At 56.0% G+C, this 22761-nt stretch carries 13 protein-coding genes; 3 read left to right on the top strand and 10 right to left on the bottom strand.

Features of this window, described 5'->3' with window-relative positions; translation table 11 throughout:
• Window positions 1-221: 221 nt before the first annotated feature.
• Window positions 222-3035 (top strand): TonB-dependent receptor, encoded by a 2814-nt coding sequence (locus tag RBB81_RS00805; protein WP_183791819.1) that lies wholly within the window; start codon window positions 222-224, stop codon window positions 3033-3035.
• 260 nt (window positions 3036-3295) lie between these two features.
• Here the strand turns inward: RBB81_RS00805 and RBB81_RS00800 are convergent, their stop codons facing one another.
• The 8 genes from RBB81_RS00800 to RBB81_RS00765 form a co-directional block, all read right to left on the bottom strand.
• Window positions 3296-6451, bottom strand: coding sequence for an efflux RND transporter permease subunit (locus RBB81_RS00800; protein ID WP_246374115.1), 3156 nt, complete (start codon window positions 6449-6451; stop codon window positions 3296-3298).
• Between the two features lie 2 nt (window positions 6452-6453).
• The gene (locus tag RBB81_RS00795) at window positions 6454-7716 is read right to left on the bottom strand and encodes an efflux RND transporter periplasmic adaptor subunit (protein WP_246373830.1); all 1263 of its coding nucleotides are present in this window, start codon (window positions 7714-7716) and stop codon (window positions 6454-6456) included.
• Window positions 7717-7784: 68 nt separating this feature from the next.
• Window positions 7785-9254 carry a TolC family protein gene (locus RBB81_RS00790; RefSeq protein WP_183791821.1) on the bottom strand — a complete coding sequence of 490 codons (1470 nt, stop codon included), beginning with the start codon at window positions 9252-9254 and terminating at the stop codon, window positions 7785-7787.
• A gap of 37 nt (window positions 9255-9291) precedes the next feature.
• The gene (locus tag RBB81_RS00785; protein WP_221272946.1) at window positions 9292-10338 is read right to left on the bottom strand and encodes a YncE family protein; all 1047 of its coding nucleotides are present in this window, start codon (window positions 10336-10338) and stop codon (window positions 9292-9294) included.
• A gap of 67 nt (window positions 10339-10405) precedes the next feature.
• Entirely contained in the window at window positions 10406-11869 is a 1464-nt protein-coding gene (locus tag RBB81_RS00780; RefSeq protein WP_183791823.1) for a sensor histidine kinase, read from the bottom strand.
• On the bottom strand, window positions 11866-12576 hold the full coding sequence (locus tag RBB81_RS00775; protein WP_353072359.1) for a response regulator transcription factor: 711 nt from the start codon (window positions 12574-12576) through the stop codon (window positions 11866-11868). Before RBB81_RS00775 ends, RBB81_RS00780 begins: the two co-directional genes overlap by 4 nt.
• 123 nt (window positions 12577-12699) lie before the next feature.
• Entirely contained in the window at window positions 12700-13950 is a 1251-nt protein-coding gene (locus tag RBB81_RS00770; RefSeq protein ID WP_179585765.1) for an MFS transporter, read from the bottom strand.
• Window positions 13951-14107: 157 nt separating this feature from the next.
• Entirely contained in the window at window positions 14108-17512 is a 3405-nt protein-coding gene (locus tag RBB81_RS00765) for a TonB-dependent receptor (protein WP_179585763.1), read from the bottom strand.
• 282 nt (window positions 17513-17794) lie between these two features.
• Between RBB81_RS00765 and RBB81_RS00760 the strand changes: the two genes are divergently transcribed.
• Window positions 17795-19789: a winged helix-turn-helix domain-containing protein gene (locus RBB81_RS00760; RefSeq protein WP_353072358.1), complete on the top strand. Its 1995-nt coding sequence runs from the start codon at window positions 17795-17797 to the stop codon at window positions 19787-19789.
• Between the two features lie 138 nt (window positions 19790-19927).
• On the opposite strand, the gene RBB81_RS00755 is transcribed toward RBB81_RS00760, so the two are convergent.
• Complete coding sequence (locus RBB81_RS00755) at window positions 19928-21226, bottom strand: hypothetical protein (protein ID WP_183791832.1); 1299 nt, start codon at window positions 21224-21226, stop codon at window positions 19928-19930.
• 193 nt (window positions 21227-21419) lie between these two features.
• On the opposite strand from RBB81_RS00755, the gene RBB81_RS00750 reads away from it, so the two are divergent.
• Entirely contained in the window at window positions 21420-21887 is a 468-nt protein-coding gene (locus RBB81_RS00750) for a hypothetical protein (protein ID WP_179585757.1), read from the top strand.
• A gap of 39 nt (window positions 21888-21926) precedes the next feature.
• Here the strand turns inward: RBB81_RS00750 and RBB81_RS00745 are convergent, their stop codons facing one another.
• Complete coding sequence (locus RBB81_RS00745; protein ID WP_179585755.1) at window positions 21927-22361, bottom strand: hypothetical protein; 435 nt, start codon at window positions 22359-22361, stop codon at window positions 21927-21929.
• Window positions 22362-22761 lie beyond the last annotated feature (400 nt).

The raw sequence follows: 22761 nt of genomic DNA, 5'->3' as shown, positions 1-22761 counted from the left end.
TAAGCCAACCTTAAGATCGCTTTACGCGCTTGTTACGCTGCGTTCACGCCTCCGCAAAAGCCTCCCCCTAGTTTGACTGGAAGCCCTAAAGTGCAATGTGCCTTCTACAGCAGTGCGTCAAACCGAAGCACATCCTCGGGCGCGATCTTCCAGTCATTTTAGAAACGGAGTTGGCGATGTCTCTTGGAAATCATGCGAAGCAATTCGCAGTATCTGTATTCATGTTCTTATTCATCTGCGTGTTATCGGCAGGAGCGCAGACCGGAATAGGACTCCTATCTGGTTCGGTGGTCGATAGCCAGGGAGGCGCGCTGCAAGGGGCGAAGGTAGAGGTAAATCCGGGAGCGGCCTCGACGCTTTCGGACGCGCAGGGGCAGTTCACATTGAACGGGCTAACCGCGGGCGACCACGACGTAACGGTCTCGTATGCTGGATTTGCTCCCTTTACCAAAAAGGTGACGGTGGTTTCCGGGCAGGTGGTGCGGCTGGCTGCTTCGCTGACCGTGGCCTCGAACAAGCAGGATGTGCAGGTGTATGCGGGCCGCGAAGGCGGAGAGATCGAGTCGATCAACCGCACCTTCAATGCGGACAACATCATCAACGTGCTGCCTGCGGACGTGATCAAGAGCCTGCCAAATGCGAACGTAGCGGATGCGCTTGGGCGGCTGGCGAGCGTAACGCTGGAGCGGGACGAGGGCGAGGGCAAGTATGTGCAGGTACGGGGTACAGAGCCGCGGCTGACCAATGTGACGATCGATGGGGTGAACATCGCCTCGGCGGAGACCGTGCGCCAGATCAAGCTGGATATTATTCCCGCGGATCTGGTGGAGTCGGTCCAGATCAACAAGACATTAGAGGCGAGCATGCCTGGGGACGGTATTGGCGGTTCGGTTGACCTGCGCACGAAGAGTGCGGGCGACCGGCCGACCGTGGCGCTCGAGTCGACCGGAGGGTACACTCCGATCATCGGAGGCCGCACGGCATACCAGTTCGATGGCACGCTGGGGAAGCGGTTTCTGGAGGGAAACAAACTCGGGCTGCTGTTCGGCGGATCGTATGACTGGAACGGACGCGGGATCAACGACGTGGAACCGGCACCCGTGCTTCTGGGCGGATACGATCAGCGGGACTACCAGTACTACCGCAGCCGGACGGGATACGCAGGTACGGTGGACTATCGGTTCAATGAGACTTCGAGCATCTATTTGAAGGGGTTGTACTCGCTGTTCCACAACTTCGGCAATCGCTGGGACTACAACGTGGCGACCACATATACGGCGGATGGACAGCCTGACGGTACGGGCACGACTACGTTCGGCGCAGAGATTCGGCGACCGGTGCAGGACCTGGGAAGTCTGCAGCTTGGGGGACGGCACGTGATCCGGCGGTCACTCCTTGCGTGGGATGTGGAGAGCTCAGTGGGACGGACGCGCGACAGGGGGTATTCGGACGCGACCTTCGCTCCGGGAGCGGATTCGGTGTTAAACGGAGGCATCCAGTTCTCGCTCGATAACTCCAATCCTCTGACGCCCAAGCTGGTGGCGCCGAGCGACGTAAACATCTTCGATCCGACTCAGTATTACTACGCGGGCCAGAGGGTGGACCACTACTACAACCCTGAGGTCGATCTGGGCTTCGGCGCGGACCTGGCAACTAACTACACGTTCTTCGGCCATGCGTCGAGCTTCGAGTTTGGAGGGCGGTTCCGGAACGTGCACAAGTTTGCCAATGAGGATGTTACGTACACAGTTCCAGTGGCGGCCGCCAACGACCCTTCTCTCCAGATGACGAACTTCCTCAACGGGTTCAAGGACCCAAACTACTACGGGGGGACGTATCAATTCGGGCCCGCGGTGGACTACCAGAAGGTGCAGGCCTACAACGCGACGTCGCCTCAGATGCCCGATCCCAACAATCCGAGCATTCAGACCAACAACTTCAACCTGATCGAGAAGGTTTCGGCCGGGTACCTGATGGATACGGTAACTTTGAACAAGTTCCGGATCATCGTGGGATTGCGGTTTGAAAACACAAGCGACACCGACAAGGGCAACGTTACGCCGGATTCGCCCCCCGTGGCCCGGAGTGGATCGTATCTCGATGTGCTGCCGAGTGGGTCGGTCCGTTACTCGCTTACACCGTTGAGCGGGATTCGATTGGTGTATGGACGCGGCGTGTCGAGGCCGAACTTCTCAGACCTGGTCTCGTTTGCGTCTATCTCTCCAGGCGGGGTGCGCACGACTTCGAGTGTCGGCAATCCCGCGCTGAAGCCGGAGCACGCGGATAACGTGGACCTGTTGTATGAGCGGAGCCTGAATCCGATCGGACTGTTGCAGGCGGGTGTTTATTACAAGCATCTGTCGGACCCGATCATTCCGTTGCAAACTACGCTGGCCGATGGAACGATTCAGACCCAGCCGCAGAACGCGGGCAGCGCGTACGTGTACGGATTCGAGATCTCCTTTCAACAGCACTTCACGTATCTTCCGGGGCTGCTGAACGGGACGGGACTATCGGCGAACTACGGTTACTCCGCCTCGCAGGTCACCTTCCCGGGATTGCTTTACCCTAATGGCTCGCCCACGGGAATTTCGAGGACGGATAAGCCGGATCTGCTCCGGCAGTCCCCGAACACCTGGAACATCAGCCCGACGTATGACAAGCGGAATCTGTCTGTCCGGCTGGGCCTGAGCTATAATGCAGCAAACATCTTCTCCTATCAATACAGCGACAGCAATGCCGGCCCGATCGTGTTTACGCAGAAGAAGCCAAACGACACGAACACTGGATACCTCGCGTCGGGTGGCGGCATCAAAGGGCCGAATGGGGACACGTATCTGTACGGCCATCTGCAGGTCGATCTGCAGGGAAGCTACAGGCTGCCAAAGGGGTTCACGGCGGTGGCGTATGCGTTGAACCTGAACAACGAGGTGTTCGGTTTCTACAACGGGAGCACGGTGAATCCGATCCAGCGTGAGTTCTACAAACAAACCTTCGGAGGCGGTCTCCGATGGTCGCCTTCGCGCGAAAGATAAACGGAAAAGGGTGCCAGGAAGCATTGTTCATGCCTCCGGCACCCATTCACCGCCAAGCAACTCGTAGCCTTTAGCAGTGCAAGAGATGCAGAGTGGCATTACAGAGTTCACTGCACTCGTTGGTCCAGATACCTCCACCTGAATTCTTCCATTCGAATCTTTGCGAAGACCCTCATAGTCAGAATCGAATCGACCACGCGGCCTTCAAAGGCCTGAACCTCGGTTTGAGAACATCAGCCTGCAGGCTGAACTCATCATGTCTAAACCGTCGCGTGTGGCTCTTCCATCCCTGTCCGTTCGCTTCTAGCGGTCAGATGGTAATACATCGCCGGCGTAACGATTAGACTCAAAACCACCGAGATCAACAGGCCGCCAATCACGGCGATCGCCAGCGGCTGCAGCATCTGCGACCCGGCCCCCAACGCAAAAGCCAACGGCAGCATGCCACACATCGCAGCCGTCGCCGTCATCACAATCGGCCTCAGTCGCCTTTGGGCTGCATGCATCATTGCATCAAGCGCGTCTGCACCCTCGGCCCGCGCGCGTTCATCCGCATCGAGTAGCAGGATGCCGTTTTTGGCGACGATTCCAATCACCATAATCAAGCCCATGAAACTTGCGACGTTGAAGTCGGTTCGCGTTATCAGGAGCGCCAGAACGACACCGGCCATGGAAAGAATGGAGCTGGTAAGGATCGCGATCGGCGCGGAAAAGTTTCGAAACTCGGCGAGCAGGACGCCGAAGACGAGTGCAAGTGCAAGGATGAGAACCTGGACAAGCTCGCGAAAAGATTTCTGTTGCTCCTCATACGTGCCGCCGTACTGCACCCGAACGCTCGCCGGAAGATTGAGCTTGGCGACCGCGTCCTTCACCTTCACCATGGCGCCGCCAAGGTTGGAACCTTCCAGTCGACCGCTTACGAGCACAACCTGCTCGAGGTTTTCGCGGCGAATCTCATTCTGCGGAGGAAGTTCTTTGATCTCGGCAAGCGCACCCAGCGTCGCGGTGTGTCCTGTCGAGGAGTTGAAGACCGTGTTCTCGATCGCGCTCAAAGAGGAGCGATGTTCGTCTGACATGCGCACACGAACCGTGTAGGGCCGACCAGCAACAATCACAGGATCGGTTGAGGGGAGTCCGTCAAGCAACGAGGTCGCGTCTTCCGCTACCTCCTGAACGGTGAAGCCGAGGCGGCTCGCTAGACCAGGATCGACCTGGAATGTAGTCGCCGGACCACTCAGTGTATTGTCCACGCCGTTCTGAGTGTCGACAACTCCCGGGATAGCTGAGATGGCCGCCTGCACCTTCGGCCCAAGATCGTGCAGAAGTGTGGTGTCGTTCGAAAAGAGTTTGATCTGAATCGGTTCGGGCGAGTTCGAGAGATCGTTGATCATATCCTCAAGGACCTGCACAAACTCGACGTCAAGTTCCGGCTCCTGCTCCTTAATCTTCTGACGTACGTCCGAAATAATCTCATCGATGGGACGTGATCGCTTTGTCTTCAGGCGAACCGAGATATCGCCGGTATTCGCCTCTGTGACGGCCGCGAGACCAAGCTGAAGACCGGTGCGGCGTGTTGTAATCGAAACCTCGGGCGTATCGCGGAGAATCTTTTCGACACGATCGAGCGCTTTGTTCGTCGTTGCAAGAGAGCTGCCCGCTGGCATGATGTAGTCGAGGATAAAGCTCCCTTCGTCCATCGCTGGCAACAGATTCGATCCCAGTGCGCTGTAGGCAAAGTAGCCCAATACGATGAGAACTCCGGATATGGCTGCTAACGCCCAGGTTCGGCGAATCGTCCAGCCGAGCACGCGGTTGTGAAAGTCGAGAACGCGCCGCATGAAGGGGCCATTCTCTTGATGGTCCGCCATCGAGCTATCTGCAGACGGCTTAGAAGATGCATCTTCATGTTGACGCAGAAGCGAAAGTGAGAGCGCAGGCGTAAAGGTCAAAGCCAACAGGAGCGATGTGAGAAGCGCCGCAGTCATGGTCACGGCCAACGCCCGGAAGAAACTACCAGTCACCCCTGTAACCGCGATCAAAGGAAGAAAGACGACCACGGGTGTAACGGTAGACCCGATGAGAGGAACCGTGATCTCGTGCAGCGCAGTGCGTACTGCATCGACACGGGACTGCCCACGATCCCGATGCACGACTATATTTTCCACGACCACGATAGCGTCGTCGATGACAAGGCCGATAGCGGCGGCAAGACCGCCAAGCGTCATTAGGTTAAAGCTCTGTCCGATGATCCAGAGAAAAAGAATTGTAACTGCGACGGTGACAGGTATCACCAGGCCCGCGATCAGCGAAGAGGTCCAGTCGTGCAGAAAAAGAAACAGGATGACGCACGCAAGCAAAAGCCCGATAAGAATGGCGTCGCGAACACTGGCAATGCTCTCACGAACGAGTTCCGATTGGTCATAGAACGGCGTGAGATGAACCCCTGGGGGTAGAGTCTTTGTGAGCTGAGCGATCTCAATGGCGACCGCAGCAGCCACAGCCACCGTGTTGCTGGAAGGCTGCCGCGTTATGTTGAGCAACACGGACGGCGTGCCATTGGCGTCGACGGTAGTGTAGACGGGAAGAGTCGCAGGCCCGAGGGTTGCTACATCCGAGATACGAATCGGGACACCGGCGGCGGTGGTCTTGACGACGAGACGCCCGAGCGATTCGACATCATGCGCCTGAGCGCCCACCAGTCCAAGAATCAGCTGGTGATCGGCCTCGTACAGTCCAGGAGAATCAATGATATTCGAGGTCTGCACCGCGTTCACGAGATCGAGAACGGTGACGCCCGCCGTCTGCAAACGGGCAGGATCCGGGACGATGTGAAACTCAGGAACCTTACCGCCTTGAACCACGACCGTGCTTACGCCCATGACACGGTTCAAGGGAGGCTTGAGATCATAGGTGGCGATCTGCCATAAAGCAGTGGGCGAGGCAGTGTTAGGACCACGGTCATCTGCCGTGAGCGCATACCCAAGAATAGGAAAAGTCGCGAAGGTCAGACGATTCGTGGTGATCTTTGCCGTGCTGGGCAGGCTCGACTGGATCTTTGCCAGGGCAGAGTCGGTAAGCTGCAAGGTCCGGAACATGTCCACATTCCAGTCGAAGAAAAGACTCACCTCTGCAGACCCGCGACTGGTGGTGCTACGGACCGTCATCAACCCGGGGACGCTGTTGACGGCATCTTCAATGGGCTTTGTGATCGTGACCTGCATCTGCTCGACCGGCATCACACCGTTATCGACGCCAATAACGACACGCGGAAAGTTCGTATCCGGAAAGACAGAGATGGGCACTTGGAATGCCGCGTAGATGCCGGCAATCGTGAGGACGATGAGGAAGAAGAAGATCGGCTTGGCCGCACGCGACAGCCAGAAGTCTCGTTCGTCAACAGCAGGAGGGTTCCGCAAACTCACTCTTTGCCTCCCGTTTCGGCGTCGCTCTTGCCCGCGGAATCTTTCTCCTCCGCCGGTCCCACTTTGACCTTCGTACCTTCGTCGAGCCCGTAGCCGCCAGTTGTAATGACCATATCGCTGGGCTTCAGACCGCTAACGATCTGCGCCGATTCATCAGTCTGGATGCCGACAGTGACGTTCCGCTTAGCAGCCGCGCCGTCCGCGCCTATCACCATGACGATCTTGCCTGCGCCTTCTGGAGAGCGCTGAACCGCCTCCGTGGGAATCAGGAGAGCGTTCTCTACGGTTCTTCCCTTAAGAGTGGCATGCACCGACGTACCGGCCTTCAGTGTGCCCTTCGGATTCGGTACTCGAAGCCAAACTTCAACCGTCGTGCTGCCAGGATCGAGCGCTGGACTGATGAGCGAGACCTTCGCGTCTAACGGCTCTTCTATTCCGGGCACGGCAATCGTGGCGGGAGAACCCACGACAAGCCGCTGGGCCTGCATCTGAGCAATGTGCAACTTCGCGATCATGAAAGAGGTGTCCATCACGGTTACGACGGGAGTTCCAGCAGCGGCAGTCTCCCCTGCGAAGAGGGGGCGATCGGTAACGAAGCCGGAGATCGGTGTCTTGATTTCGGTGTAGCTAAGTTGTGCTGCCGCACCCAGGTACTTTCCTTTCGCGGAGGTGAGCTGCCCCTTCGCCGATTCCAATGAAGCGCTGGTGCCAACCTTGCCAAGCGCCTCGTATTTCTGTTTCGCGATATCGTACGCTGCCTGCGCCTGCAGAGCAGTTGTTCGCGCAGTATCATAGTCACGGCCTGGTATCGCTCCCTGAGACAGCAACTGCTTGCGGGCATCGAGAATACTGTTGTCGAGATCGAGAGTAGCTTTGGCTTGTTCCAGGTCAAGCCGAGCGCGGGTCTGCTCTTCGGGTACTGCAGACTGGGTTGCCGCCGCATAAGCCCCTTGCGCTGCGTCGAAGGCACCTTTGTTATCCATCGCGGCCGCGGCGAGATCTTCGTTCTCAAGTGTGGCTAAGAGTTGTCCGGCTTTGACGTGGGAGCCACGTTGAACGTAAAACTTACGCACCGGCGCAGTCACTTTAGGTAAGATTGCAGCCTGCGCAACAGGGGCGAGAGTCGCATCTGCGTCAATCTCCTCAGTGATCGGGCCAGTTGCGGGGTGGGCGGCTTGAACGGTGACGACCGGCTTCTCGGCCGTATCATCCGCCTTCTTGCAGCCGCTCTGAACCAGCAGGGAAGCGGACAGGAACATTAAAGATGCAGCCACTCCTGGTGCCCCAGCTCGTTTTGTCGTCTTAGTTACCATTTTGTCGGCCACGGTTAAATCGTCCCCGTAAGTAGTTGAAGGTTTGCCAGCGCAACCTGATAGCGAATGTTGCCGTCCTGATACGCAAGCTCTGCGCTAGTAAAGGAGTTTTGTGCGTCGACAACCTCCAGAACGGTCGCCTCGCCTGCGGAGTAGCGCATCCTGGTCAGGCGAAGGCTTTCTCGTGCTGTCTGTACGCTCAACTCAAGCGAAGCAAGCTGATCGTGAGCGAGAGAAGCCTCTCCGTAGAACTCCTCAAGTTGTGCAATCAGTGTGCGCTGCGTCGATGTCAGCGCCACCTTGGCAGCGTCGCGAAATATGTGCGCTTGTTTGATCTTGTGCTGCGTTGCAAGCCAGTCCCAAACAGGAATGTCGAGTGTCGCCGAAGCGGAGTAGCCAAGGTTGCGAACACCGTCGGGGCCGTTCGCAGCGAACTGCGCGGCATCGATACCATACGAGTAGTTAAGCACCAGATCAGGCAGGTAGGCAGCGCGTGCGGCGGTGATGTCGAGATCTTTCGATCGCAGCGTTGCCAGGGCGCTCTTCAGTTCGGGATTATTCGCGGCTGCCTGGGTCTCCACCACGGTTCGCTCCGGAAGCAGAGTTGCTACAGGAAGCGTGACACTGTACGGCGAGCGCGGATCAGGAAACAACAGGACGCCAAGATCAAGACGGGCCTTCTGCGCCTGCAGCTGAGCATCGCCAAGATCTCGCTGCCGTTGTTGCAGCGTCAACTGTGCCTTGATCACATCCGCGTGTGCTACTTCTCTAGCTGCTTCCCGTTGCTGCGTCTGTTTGACGAAGTCAGCAGCCTCGTTAGTGGCACGCTGTTGAATAACAGTCCGTTCTTGCGCTGCTGTCGAGTTATAAAACAGACCGACTACCGTCGAAGTTAGACCCCTGCGGCTGATCTCCAACTCCGCGCTCGCGATAGCAGCCGCGGCTCCCGCGCGAGCCACAGCGTTGTACTGCGCAAGCCCCAGCGTCTCGGTAGCAACGCCCTGGCTGGTGTACTCGTGCACGGTGTTGTTGGCGATGAACTTGGGCGCAGCCTGTGATCCGATCGAGCCAGCCCCGTTATGCGCACCATTCGGTTGCGTGTAGAGATATTGATTGTGATAGACCACAGAAGGAAGCAAAGCTGCCCGAGCGATCGAGCGGTCAAGCTGTGCGCTCTTGCTCGCTGCCACTGCCGCGGCAAATGCTGGCTCGTTCGTTCGTGCCAGCGATAGGGCCAGGTCAAGCGTAATCGCGGGGCCGGGCTGGCTCCCATTTTGCACGAGCACCTGTGCCGCTGCTCCACCGTTCGCCTGCGTGGCTCCGGGGTTGATGGGGGACGCAGTACTCTGCGTCGGCTCTGTAAGCTCCTGGACAGCTATCCCGGAAGTACTCGACTGCCACGCGCTAGCCGGGGATGGCGCGACAGCAACCGCCACCGCCCAGCCAAACGCGAAGATCGTATTGAGTTGAAAGATTTGTTTCATGGTTTGCTTCACACCCACCGATTGCGAGGAATCCCGGCTAGTCCTGGCCGATCACCAGCACGGTAAAGCTATCGGGCAGGATAGACGGGCGCGGGTGAGGAGTCGCGGCGGTTGCAGGCGGTGCAGCGCCGAACTTGGCCGTTACCGTGTAGATCTTTCCGGTCGATGAGTCGAACGCCATCGTTCGTGCACCCTTCATCGTCGAAAGCGTCTGTATCACTGGATACGTTGCCTGGCTTGCATCGACAACGCTCAGCGTCCCGTCGCCATTGGAAGAGAACACCAGCTTCTTGCTCGCGTCATATCCAGCGGCATCAGGTCCATCGCCAATGGTCGGCGCACCCAGCGACTTGCCGGTGTGCGAATCGGTGACTACCATCTTCTTGCCGTCGCAGACAGAAAAGAGACGTCCGCCATCCTTATCGAAGGCCAGTCCCGACGGCGAGTCGCATCCGGCCAGCGGCCACGTGGCAGTAATCTTTTGAGCTTTGGCGTCGAGTCGCACAATGCTGTTCTTATCTTCGATGTTTACGAAGACAGTTCCCGCGTCGTCGCTTTGGGGGAACTCCGGTTTGCCGGGCAGCGCGACGGTGCCTATCACTTTACGATTGGCTGCATCGATCACCGTGGCGTTCTTGCTTGATCCATTGAACGCCCACAGCGTATTGGTGGAGCCCTCATAGGCCATGCCATCGGGATTCGTTCCGGCCGGAATCTTCGTCAGCGTAGAAAAATTGGAAGTATCGAAGACCACAACGTTGTTTGCTCCGCCATCTGAAGCAAAACCAGTCTTGCCATCGGGAGCGATGACGACGCCGTGGCATCGAGTCAATCCCTCAACGGCTCCGATGACCTTTCCAGTATTGGTGTCGACGACGTCGACGCGCGTCAGGTGGGCGATGTAAAGGCGATGGGATGTCGGGTCGACCGTCAGGTAGTCCCAGCCCCCCGTGCCTCCGATAGCCCATCGCTGTTCAATCTGGAATGGCTTTTGCGCCGTGGCAGACGATGTCGTAAGGAAGGGAACTAGCGTCGATGCGGCAAAGATGAGGGAAGAGACTACTCGTCTGCTTTGATTCGGCATGTCAAGAACACTCCAGAATTGAAGAAATTTGTTTCTACAAATATCGCAGAGCTGGCTTAATGTACGCTTAAGACGTCACAGCTCCTTTTTCAAAATTCCTTGTAGTCCTATGATCTGTTCTTTGGGTTGTTGACGGCACCAGTGGCAGGGTAACGATGGCGCTCGTGCCATGCCCGGGATTACTCTTCAGGCGAATAGCTCCGTGGTATCGCAAAACGATTGCCTTTGAGATCGCCAGCCCCAGACCCGTGCCGCCAGTTCGCCGGCTACGGGACGGATCGCCTCGGTAGAACCGATCGAAGACGTGCGGAAGTACATCTTCTGGAATCCCTTCCCCATCGTCCTCAACAATCAATTGGGCCAACTCTCCCTGACTACTAACGATCGCGCGGACCTCGGTGCCGGCTCCGCTGTGTTGAATCGCATTGTGAATCAGGTTGGAGCAAAGCAGGCGAAGCTGGTCGGGATCGCAAAAAACGAGAGTCGAAGTATCTGCGTTGACCGCCAGGCTGATGCGGTGGAAGCTGGCCAGCGTCCGAAAATGCTCAGCCACGTCGCGGAGAACGTCGCCTAGTTCGACAATACGATACGACTCCGGCTGTTCCCCGCCCTCTTCAAGTCGCGCCAGGGTCAGCATCTTAGCTACAAGTTCCTCCATGCGTTCAGAGTCAACTGTCACTCGCTCGAGTCCCTCTTCATATTCCTTCGCGGATCTCGTGCGCATGGTCAAAAGCTGCAGAGAAGACTTCACCACCGCCACCGAAGTCTTCAGCTCGTGGGCAGCATCGCTCACGAACTGTCTTTGTTGCGCGAAAGACTGCTCAAGTCTTAGGAGCGCGGATTCAATGGCTGAGACCAGCGGCTCTAGCTCTCGCACATAGCGGGCCTGACTGGAGGGACCCAGGTTCCACGAAGTTACCGAGATCTTGCCCGCTTGTTCGACCAGCTCATATAAAGGTTGAAGCCCGCCGCGTAACAGACGCAGCAACACGACTCCGGTTATTACCAGAAGTAGAAGGCCCGAGAGTGCATAGAAAGCGATGGCATTCCGAACTCTTTCCCAGACCGGGTGAGTGCGAGAACCGTAAAGAATGATGACATGTCGAGCAACGCCACCTTTGGCATCCCCCGGATCGACCACACGCAAACCGGGCCTGCGGAGGACCCTGTAGCGAATCCCTCCAACCGTCAGATTTCGAAACTCCCTCGTGTCGGTGCTGGCCAACTCCTGCTCCCCGCCTGGCCACCCTTGCGACCCGATCACGCGGCCACGATCATCACGCACGATATAAATGTCCCGCTTCGGAGCGAGACCCTCGGTTCCATAAAGCATCAAGTTGTCTTCCGGGTCTTCTGCGTCCTGGACCGCACCCAGTACGGAATCTGCTCGACCACGCAGCACTACATCCAAGGCTCGGAAGTGTGAAATCGCCTCATAGACACTGGCGATCCCAATCAAGGCCAGCAGAGAGCAGAGTTCCACCAACAGCACAGCTGTGATCAGGCGTCGTGTCAGCGAGTAGGTCTTCATGCCGATTCATCCTCGGCTTCCTTGAAGGTTGTGTACTCCATCACAAGCCTGTAACCCCGATTGCGCAAATTCTCGATCGTTGGCGGATTCGTCCCCTCCCCGAGCTTGCGTCTCAGGTTCGAAACATGTGCCTCGATCACATTGGAGTGATGCACCCAGTTAAAGTCGTACATGTGCTCCAGCAACTCCCGCTTGGAGACAATAGCGCGAGGGCGATGCATCAGGTACTCGAGAATACGGTACTCCATGGGAGAAAGCACAATCGGCATGCCTGCACGGAAGACACTCTGGTCTCCGGTATGGAGTTCCAGATCACCCAGGCGAAGCGCAGGACTAGCCATACCTTTGCCCCGTCGAATAAGCGCCTTTGCCCTGGCAATCACCTCTCCGAGATCGAAAGGCTTGCTCAGGTAGTCATCCGCGCCGCTGTTGAGGAGTTGAATAATCGAAGACCGCTCGCTCCGTGCCGTCAGGATCAGGACCGCAGTGCTGTCCCTTCGTTCGCGGAGCCGGCGAAGCACCGTCAAGCCATCTAACTTCGGCAGCATAAGATCGAGAATAATCAAGTCGTAGCACAGATTTTCAGCGAGATCCAGACCCGTTTGCCCATCCTCAGCATGATCTACCGCGAAGCCAGGTCCGTCGCGCAGCGCATGCGCCACGTTTTCGGCAAGGCGAATCTCGTCTTCAACTAGCAGTACACGCATGAGTAGATCTCAACACACAAAGCTTAAGCCAGCCTTAAACTGCCCATCCGCCGAAATGATTTGCCGGCGTACAGACTAACGCGAATATCAAGATTCTGAACCGTGAGACTTCTCGCAGGCCGATCAACCGGCTTTGGCTCGAAAGCTTCTTCCACGTCTCTCCGGACCAAATCCAAAGATGAAGAGCAGCATCACAATCACCACTACTTCAAAGATCGTAAGTGCTAAAGGATATCCCAGGTGATCGCGCAACAGAAACTCGATGGAGACTGCTGGCGATGCTATCAGCACACCCAGTTGGTAGACGAATCCAGGGAACAGGCTGCGCACCGAATCTGGAGAAAGTTCGTTCAGGTGTGCCGGGATGACTCCAAAGGCTCCCTGCACCCCGGTTTGCATCAGATAGGATCCGACGACAAGCATCAGAATCGTTCCGCCGAAGGCCCATGCCGGAATCGCTGCGAGGCTCAAAACCAGAGCCATCATAATCGCATATCGCCTTCCTACTCTTTCGGAGATGTATCCAAAGAAGACGGCGCCAGTGATGGCTCCGATGTTATAGATGATCGGAATCCCATACAACGGTTTCATGCCCAGCACCAAAGAGCTTCCGACGGCCGGAATACTCTTGAGAAAGTCGGGGTAAAGATCTTGTGTCCCGTGCGACAGACAGGACATCACGACCATCACCAACAAAAGGTACGAGAAACTCCCCATGTGTTGAAAAAGAGTCTTGAAGATCGTCTTTACTGAGCCCATCCGGTGAAGCTTCCATGCTTCAGACTCCGGCGAAAGTAAAGTCAGGACGACAATTACCGCCGCCATCAACGTTCCTACGAGGAACATCGAATGCCATCCCAGGCGCGGCATGATCGTCAACATACCCACGGCTGCCAGAAGATATCCGAACGGGTAGCCTCCCTGCATCATCCCGGAGAGAAGGCCCCGCAACTTTCTTGGGGCGTTCTCCATCGCGAACGAAGCCCCAATACCCCAATAGCCCCCCATGCCAATTCCATATAGAGCCCGCATCACGACAAAGAATGTGTAGTTCGGAGAGAAGCCGCTTAAAACCGTGATGAGCGAAAAGTAGATGACACACAGCATCAGCGGCTTTCTGCGTCCAAACCGGTCAGCCAGTGCTCCAAAGATCAAGGCGCCAACGGGGCGCATCGCCAGGGTGATCGAGATCGTAAAGACAATTGCTCTCTTCTCTACTTGAAAGTGACTCGCGAGAGTGTCGAAAAGGAAGACAATGACAAAGAAATCGAACGCGTCAAGTACCCAGCCGAGCAGACCGGAAGCCACTGCGAACTGCCAGCCGGGCGTGTTCTGTTCAGTTTGCGAAACAGTCAATTCATCTTCAATATGCATGCAAGGCCCTCGCTGGCATCGATGGTGCAGGCATCGCCAGTACCCCAGCAGACTTCTGAGCTAAAACTGCGTTGCCACTCTTAACAGAGGTTGGGGAGAAGAAGCATTGAACAGCAAGCGCGATGTCGGCTTCGAGTGCCTCCATCGCGCTTAGGTTCTAGAAGACAAACTTCGCTCCAAGTTGGATCTGTCGAGATGACGAGGAGGTTTGGTTGAGTGCCGTGGGGAGGGAAGTCCCATCGAAATCATAGGCAGAATTATTTTGACCGAAGCTGTTCAGGAACCCAGGAGAGAGGTAGTTGGTGTGGTTGAGAATATTGAAGAACTCCGCCCGGAACTGCACATTGAAGGTGTCCGATATTCGCGGCACTTTTGTGTTTTTGAAGAGAGAAAAATCTACAGTCGTGAGATGTGGACCATAGAAACTGTTACGTCCGGAGTTTCCGACAACGTTCGAGCAGAACTGGCGCCCCGCAGGAGCTGCAGGTCCTGAGTAGTTGAGAAAAGAGTTAGGCGCGCATCCCAGAGGGTTCGCCGCAGTTGCAACTCCAAGAGACAACGGCGCCGTCGGTGGCGTGAAGCAATTGGTATTGATGTAGTTCAATCCCTTACCGCCTGTGGGTTTGCAACCAGGAAGTACATCTGCAAAGTCCATGGAGTAGTCACCGTTGAACCCCGTGCCGAGAGGATCATTTCCTCCTCCCACCGTCACCGTAAAAGGAGCGCCCGTCTCTGCGGTGACGATGCTCCCAACCTCCCATCCGTGGGCCGCGAAGTTTGCAAACGAAGAAGAGAAGTTCGGTGCCGGAATCTCCCAGATGAAGTTACCGGTCAGGACCTGTCTGATATCGAAGTCACAAGCCCCAATCCTGGCCTGCTTGTTGAACAGAAGCGGAACAGCGATCGAATTCAAATAGGTGTCGCCCGTGACTGGAGCTGAACTAAGATCGCGGCACTTGCTCCAGGTGTATGAGAGTTGCCCTTGAATGCCGTGATCCGCCGTCTTCTTCAGTTGGGATTGCAGTCCCTCATAACTGGCCGCCCCATCGAACAACACAGGACGAATGCCGGCCCCGCCGCCCCAATTGGGATCGACTCGTGTCCCAGTCTGTGTGTTCGCACATGTGCTTCCTGCGCTGAGCGAAGATGGGTCACATGGAAAGACGAGACCGACTCCACTCACCACGGTCCCTTGCACGAGATTGATATCGTCAGCTGCTGCCGACAGGTGGAGGGAACGAGAGCCTACATAGCCGAGGGTCATCATGAAACCCTGTCCCAGGTCCTGCTGGATATTTACATTCCAGTTGTAAACGGCTGCGCGCTTCGGATGGATGTCGATGTAACGATTCCGAATCTTCTGACGGTTGAAGTTAACATTGCCGTCGATGACGCCCGTTCCCAGAGTCGCATTAGGATCCGTGCCAATAATTTGGAACGGAGCAGTCGCCGCTGTATTCAATCCAAACTCATAAGGCAGGGGCAGCACGTCAAACATTCCGAACGCTCCGCGCACCGCCGTCTTCCCGGCGCTAAAAGGATCCCAGGAGAATCCAACTCGCGGCTCGAAGTCTTTGGTCGTGGGATTGGAGGAGATTGGACTGTTCACACCGACCGGACCACATGCTGTACTGCTGGCTCCGCAGTTGACCAGTGTTGTGATCTCCTGGAAGCCCGCGGCTGCAACGGTATAACCATTGACCGTATAACCCGGAACCGTATTCGAATCGGTTGGTTTGGTCGTCGCTTCGTACCGTAGTCCCAGGTTCAGAGTGAAGTTCTTAGTCACGGTCCAGTCGTCCTGAACATAGCCAGCGAAGAGACTCTCACGCAGCCCCACCTCGGTGGACCCTCCCGGAGCAAGCGCGTTTAGCTGATCGGCTTGATTGCTCAAAAACTTCCCGAGGCTGGAGTAAGTGTTCATTCTTCCGTTTGGACTGAGTTGCTCGAGAACGTTGTATCGCATCCGCTCAAAGGCGAAGCCGAGCTTGATCGAGTGGGTGCCCTTCGTCAGGAAGGCGTCATCATAGATCTGACCTGAGGTCCACGCATGGTTGAACTTATTAAATCCATTGAGCCCATAAGCCGTCGTAAGGCCGGCGACCGGCAGCTGCGGTGGCGCTTTGGAACCCGGCGCAATCGCAAGGGCCGCATCAGTTGCTACAGCGTTGCCAGAGATAGGTGTGTTGATCTTGCCGATGATTCGGCTAACACCGCCTCGCAAAGTGTTTGCGAACGAAGGACTAAAGACGTGGGTCTCTTCCGCCGTATAGAGCTGTCTGCGAGAGAAGACGCCGTGGACTGCATTATTAAGTGGATCGGCCTGGGTCTGCGGCCCGGAATCGAAGAAGTAGGTCGCGTCAAGATTGTCCCGATTCGAGATCTTTTGATCAAAGCGGGTGATGACGTAGTTTTCTGACGCGTGGGTAGGTGTGGACACGTTGAGGGATTGAATTCCGTTTATGTCAGGCGCGCTCGTGGGGGCCACCGGCCACAAAGCAAGATAGGGAACGATCGCAGGCACCGCGAGGGCTCTCGAGGCGGCGTCCGGAACGTGGATAGTACCGGAGTTCGACTGACTCTGCCGAATACCTTCGTAGTCCACGAAGATGAAAGAGTGGTCCTTGTAGATCGGCGCTCCCGCGGAACCACCAAACTGAAGCCGGCGGAACGAGGGGATCTGTGGACCGTCAAAGTAGTTGCGGGCATCGAAGATGCTGTCGCGATCGAAGAAGTAAGCAGTCCCATGAACTGCGTTCGTACCCGACTTGGTGATCGCGTTGATAACTGCGCCGGAAGTCCGTCCATACTCCGCCGTGTAGTTGGCGGTCAGCACAGAGAATTCACCGATTGCGTCAACTCCCAGATTGACCCCCGTTGCGCCGCCGGGTGCTGCATTTGAGTAGTCATTGGTGACCATACCGTTCACCCGGTAGGTATTTTCGTTTGCACGATGACCACCGTCACTCAATTGGTTGCCAAAGCCACGATTTCCCTTGTTGGCGCTAAAGCCGGTAGTCGCCTGGTTGGGAATACTCACAACTCCTGGTTCAAGTGTCGCCAGCGAGGTCCAGTCTCGACCGTTCAACGGCAACTCTCGAACTGTCCTTGAATCTACCGTTGCGTTCAGACCAGACGACGAGGATTGAATAGAAGGCGGAATCGTAGTCACGATCACAGTTTGAGAGACTTTGCCGGGCAGCAGCTTCCCATCATAGGTCTGTTGCGCACCCACAGTGAGAGTCAGACCCTCTTGCAGCACTGTGCTAAACCCGGTCGCCTCTACCTTGACGGTATAGCTCCCCGGAAGAAGATTTGGAATGACGTAAAACCCCGCGTCGTTGGTCTTGGCGGATCGGCTTGAACCGTTCGAAATATTTTGAGCGGTGACCAGCGCTCCCGGTACTATTGCGCCCGAGTTGTCAGAGATCTCCCCCGAAAGTGTCGCACCCGATACCTGCCCCGCTGCCGGTTTCGAAAGACCGACACCGACGATAAGTGCACTCAAGGTGCACACCAACAAACGCGACCCAAACTTTCTGTAGTCGATTCCAAACGTCATAGCGCCTCCAACTGCCTCATTAAGAAAGTGAATTTTCCGTGCTCATGGCACAGTTCAGGACTCTGCAAGTGCGTGAATATTGAACCTTAGTCGTGAAACAGGCAATAGATCACGTATCAGTTGGCAAACATTTGGAGATAACGCTACTACTCCTTTGAATTGAGTGAGTTTCGCCGGCGTATAACAGGTCGCAGCCCGCGCCTTTGTAATTGACATGACACAGAAGAGGGGCTTATAGTTCGACGCTGTCGTCAAGTATTCACAAACGCGGGCTTATATCTCATGATCTCGGAGCAAGTCGAAACACATTTCCGCATCGTCCGATTCGGCCTATTTGAGGTCGATCTCGAAGCGTGTGAGCTTCGAAAGAAGGGTGTGCGCATTAAGCTCCAGGATCAGCCGCTACATATTTTAAGAGTGCTCATTGAACGTCCAGGCGAGATCGTAAGCCGGGAAGAATTACGGCATCGACTCTGGCAGCCGGACACCTTTGTTGACTTCGACCACAGTCTGAATACCGCCATGATGCGACTCAGGGAGGTTCTCGGTGATTCATCTGAGAATCCCAGATTTATCGAGACCGTCCCGCGCAAGGGCTACAGATTTGTCGCCCCGGTTCACCAGATCAGACCCGAAACACCAGCAGACTTCGCAGGAACTCAGGAAGTGAATCAGGCTACTCTTCCGCCTGCGACGGAATCGAAAGACCTCGATCAGAGCACGGGTGACGTGGCCGCTGCTCCTACAACTTGGACCAAAAAAAGTTATCAGATCTCGCTGTTTCCTGCGTTGGCGATCGTTGTAATTCTGGTTCTATTGACCGCGATCGTGTCGTCAATTTTCTTCAGACTCCGACCCGACAGCATATTTGCGTACGCCCCATCGAAGCCCATCACGTCTCTGGTCGTACTGCCAATGGAAAATCTCTCAGGCGACAAGAGCCAGGAGTACTTCGCCGATGGCATGACCGACGAACTCATCGCAAGCCTCGCGAGAATTAGTTCAATTCGAGTGCTCTCTCGCACCACGGCCATGGAGTACAAAGACTCGCATGAGTCACTCGGGAAAATCGCCCGTGACCTTGGAGTGGACGCAGTCGTCGAAGGTACGGTCCTTCGCTCCGGGGATCGTGTAAGGATCACCGCAGAGCTGATCCAAGTCTCCACCGACAGGCATCTCTGGGCCGATACCTACGAGAGTCCGCTCGATGACGTCCTCACCTTGCAAAACCGGGTAGCCTCCGCAATTGTTGAACAGATCCGCATCCAGCTGACGTCCCAGGATAAAACCCGCCTGGCCAGCAGGCGTCTCGTCAAGCCCGACGCGTACGAAGACTTCCTAAAAGGGTTGTTCTACTGGAACAAGCGTTCCAGGGAAGACCTCCTCAAAGCCATCGACTACTTTCAATTGGCTATTGTGAAAGACCCGCAATACGCCTTGGCATATGCTGGTCTGGCAGACTGCTACGGCATTCTCGGAGCAGCTATCGTAGGCACTGTTCCCACGATTGAAGTCGCCCCGAAGGCCGAAGCCGCTGCCATGAAGGCGGTCGAACTGGATGACTCTCTCGCCGAGACGCAGACCGCCTTGGCGACGGTCCAGTTCAACTACAAGTGGGACTGGAAAGCCGCCGAAAGAGGGTTCCGAAGGGCCATCGAGCTGAACCCCAACTACGCGACCGCCCATCAGCGATACTCCCTCTACTTGACCGCAATGGGACGTCGAAGCGAAAGCCTGCTGGAGATGGAGCGCGCTCGGTCACTTGACCCGCTCTCCGTCAGTATGAACTTCAGTCTCGGATGGCGGCTCTACATGGCTCGCGAGTACGACCGCGCCATCGTGCAGCTGAACGATGCAATCGAAATGGATCCAACCTTCGTACTTCCTCATATCGTGCTTGGACAAGCCTACGAGCAGAAGGAAGACTACGCGAAGGCGATCGCCGAGCTGGAGAAGACGGCAATCATGTCGCACCAGAGCCCCCCTGTCATCGCAGCTCTCGGACACGTCTACGCCGTTGCAGGGAGAATCAATGAAGCCCATAAGATTCTCGAAGAGCTTCAGTCGGAGTCGCAAACTGGCTACGTCTCTCCTTTTTATGTTGCCCTTGTCTACGCGGGCTTGAAAGACGAGAGCCGCACCATGGAGTGGCTCGAGAAAGCCTACGCCGATCGCTCCAACAGTATGGTCTTCGCTAACGTAGATCCTCGACTCGACAACCTGCGAAGCGACCCGAAGTTTCAACACCTTCTCGAACGAATGAAGTTTGCCCTTTAGGCATCTTGTCAGCGAAACATCTTTAGTGAGACGTCATCTCGACCGAAGCCGTGCGGTCTTATCGCACGGCGCAGTGGAGAGGCCCCGCATTTCGCTTTTGCAGTTGCTTTCTTACAAGCTCGCTTGAACTTCTGGACCCTACAGCTTCGGAGAGGGAAGTACGGTGGAGTTACGCGGCGTTGTCTGAAGCACTAGCCGAGTATCGCGAGCGAAAGTGACGTCCCGTCCACGCTTGATCCACCGTTCGTAGATTGAGATCGCCGCTCCGTAGTAACCGAGTCCGGCAGCGAGGTTTCGCTGCTGCGCGGCCGTTCCGATAATAAAGCCGATAAAACCGAGACTGTTGGAAGCAACTGCATCCTTCCCGAATCCGCCACCCTTATCTTCATCGAGTGGCCGCGCAGCAAGCACCAGCAGGGTGAATGGGACCAGAAGTTTATCCTGCGGCTTTGGCTTCACCTGGCCTTCTGAATCGAGCGCAAGCTTGTCCGGAGCTGCAGAGTCGGCTCCCGTAAGAGATGCCTGAACATTCTGCGTCGTGCCGCTCGGTAGGATCAGTTGCCGAAAGGCGAAGTGCAGCGTTCCGCCACGACCGAAGTTGCGGGCCGGCTTGGCTTCTGTAACCGCCCCGACGATTGTGGCGCCTTCGGGCACTGCAATGGTGTGGTCCGGGTTATAAATAGGCTCCGCCACCGTCGCCCTTATCTCCTGGCCAGACTTTGAGGTAGCAGAGCTCAGCGAGTCGCCGAGGTAAGCCTGGATGATCCACGTCTTGCTATCAACCTGCGACGACGCAGGTGTGATCGCGACTGGCTGCGCCGTTGCATCAGTCTCTACAGCTTGTGGCGAAAGAGAGAGCGGCTCCGAGGTTTCAACCGTCCACGCCGTTTTCTTTTCAATGCGCTGAGGGTGATAGGGAAGCTGCGTATAGAGAAACTGCGTGAGGCGGTCTCCTTTATCCGGGCCGGTAATAATGGCGAGCTTATCTTTTAGGATTTGGACACCATTGTCCCATTGCTGGTGGACGAAGCCTCCTTTGCGAGGCGGCGGTGCGACCAGACGATAGATCGGAGCGCCATCGGTAGCGACACCGGTCACCAGTGGGACCGTTGCGCCATCGGCCAAAGTCACACTCGTAAAGCGAACGACAGGGATACGAAAGGGAGTGAAATCCCCACGAAGGCGGGCGGTAACGCGACGCGAGTGGTTGGCGCGCAGACCTACAACAGTGCCGGAGACAATGGTCTTGGCTGGAAGAACTTCTGTCTCGTCAACATAGATCGGGTAGATGAGCTCCGCTCTTATCGGTTGGCCAACCCGCATCGGAAGATGATCTTCGATCTGGACCGGAAAGGGTGTACCTGCAGGAAGGGTAACGCTTTGAGCTGTGCAGACGCTGGCAAGAAATGCCAGGGAGCACAAGGGGAGTTTTCGCAAAACCATACTCCATGATGAACCCCGAAACTTAACTCAACATTAAGACACGCGAAACCTAATTGAAATCAGAGATCTAGATACAAGGCCCGCACAGGAATCTACGTATTGGACGTAACGCTTCAGCCTTCACGCCCACTTAAGTCTTTGCTGGCAAACTATCGAAGTTCTTAGAGAACTGCAGGGAGCAAAAACCATGAAAAGAAACATGTCAGCTTTGACGACCGCGCTGCTGATAAGCAGCTCCTCCTTGATCGTGCTTGGACAAGAGAAGACGTTGAACCGTTCTCAGCTCCCACCCGCCGTTGAGAAGACTGTACAGACACAGTCCCAGGGAGCCACCATCAAAAGATTTATTACTGAGCGGGAGAATGGCAAGACGGTCTATGAGGCCGAGATGATCGTGAAAGGTCATACAAAAGATATTCAAATTGCCAAGGATGGAACCCTGAACGAGATTGAAGAAGAAGTCTCAATGGATTCTCTTCCTCTGGAAGTTCAAACAGCATTGCGAACAAAGGCAGCAGGGGCAGTGATCACCAAGGTGGAATCATTGACCAGGCAGGGCTCTGTGGTCGCCTACGAGGCATCAACCCTCAAAGGAAGTCAAAGAGGTGAAATTCAAGTCGGACCGACAGGAAAGCAACTCGCCCATCCTGAATAAAGCTCAAGCGGGTGGCCTCTAAGTGACGACAAACACGCTCTACTTTAAAAGAAGAGCCACCGCTTGCGAAAGGGAGATGTCCAAAGGCAGCGGCTGGAAGTCGCGATGGATTGAGTGCTGACGCCGGCCTATCGTTTTAAAGAGAGCGATACGTCCGTCGATCTTAACGTCGAGCAGGGTAGTCTTCCACACACCTGGCCCGACAAGATCGCGTGTGGTCGTGAAGTTCGTTCCCCGATGAATGGTGCCCAGCACACCGTATCCATACGAAACGTCATCGAACAGATAGCCGCTGAGCTGATGGAGTCGTCGTGATCGACCATCAACGATCAGCGTTCCACTCATGCCATGGAGGGCTCGTTCCTCAAAAGTCTGCGGAATGTAATTCGGGTTGGGTTTGTAATTGATGCGAAGCCAGGACCCCTCGTGCCCGCCATCCTCGAACACGAAAGCTCGAGGCAAAAGATCGACCATCTCCCTCGCATGTTTTTCGTCGTTCTGTTGCTCTTGCTTGCTGTTTCGAAGAGAACTCGGATCCGCTGCGATCGACTTGATCCGGGCGACTTCCTCTGCGCGACGGCCCGCGGAGAGCGGTTGGCCATCCTCTGCAATGAGATACCTGAGTCTTCCCTCCCAGATATCCGCTACTCGCTCAGTCCACTCATGCCCTTTCGTACGATCGGACGTCTCGATCGAAGTATAGAGAAACGGCGGTCTTTGCGTAGCCGCCTCTCGCTCTGCGCTGACAACCGACCTCACAACATTCGCAAGGTTGTCGCTACTCTGCGCGTGCGAGCTCACGTCGTTGAATTCACTCAATCCAACAACTAGAACGAAGAAGAGAAGAGCCCGGCTGATTCTGTACCTTCGGCCT

This window comes from Tunturibacter gelidoferens, assembly GCF_040358255.1.
In the GTDB taxonomy this organism is placed as follows: domain Bacteria; phylum Acidobacteriota; class Terriglobia; order Terriglobales; family Acidobacteriaceae; genus Edaphobacter; species Edaphobacter gelidiferens.
Note: the sequence above shows the minus strand (reverse complement) of the source record. Positions and strands in the feature narration are given on the sequence as shown.

Coding starts and splice junctions, on each gene's coding strand:
- RBB81_RS00805 (WP_183791819.1), top strand. CDS start 222: ATGTTCTTATTCATCTGCGTGTTATCGGCAGGAGCGCAGACCGGAATA.
- RBB81_RS00795 (WP_246373830.1), bottom strand. CDS start 7,716: ATGTTCCTGTCCGCTTCCCTGCTGGTTCAGAGCGGCTGCAAGAAGGCG.
- RBB81_RS00790 (WP_183791821.1), bottom strand. CDS start 9,254: ATGAAACAAATCTTTCAACTCAATACGATCTTCGCGTTTGGCTGGGCG.
- RBB81_RS00785 (WP_221272946.1), bottom strand. CDS start 10,338: ATGCCGAATCAAAGCAGACGAGTAGTCTCTTCCCTCATCTTTGCCGCA.
- RBB81_RS00780 (WP_183791823.1), bottom strand. CDS start 11,869: ATGAAGACCTACTCGCTGACACGACGCCTGATCACAGCTGTGCTGTTG.
- RBB81_RS00775 (WP_353072359.1), bottom strand. CDS start 12,576: ATGCGTGTACTGCTAGTTGAAGACGAGATTCGCCTTGCCGAAAACGTG.
- RBB81_RS00770 (WP_179585765.1), bottom strand. CDS start 13,950: ATGCATATTGAAGATGAATTGACTGTTTCGCAAACTGAACAGAACACG.
- RBB81_RS00765 (WP_179585763.1), bottom strand. CDS start 17,512: ATGACGTTTGGAATCGACTACAGAAAGTTTGGGTCGCGTTTGTTGGTG.
- RBB81_RS00760 (WP_353072358.1), top strand. CDS start 17,795: ATGATCTCGGAGCAAGTCGAAACACATTTCCGCATCGTCCGATTCGGC.
- RBB81_RS00750 (WP_179585757.1), top strand. CDS start 21,420: ATGAAAAGAAACATGTCAGCTTTGACGACCGCGCTGCTGATAAGCAGC.
- RBB81_RS00745 (WP_179585755.1), bottom strand. CDS start 22,361: ATGGTCGATCTTTTGCCTCGAGCTTTCGTGTTCGAGGATGGCGGGCAC.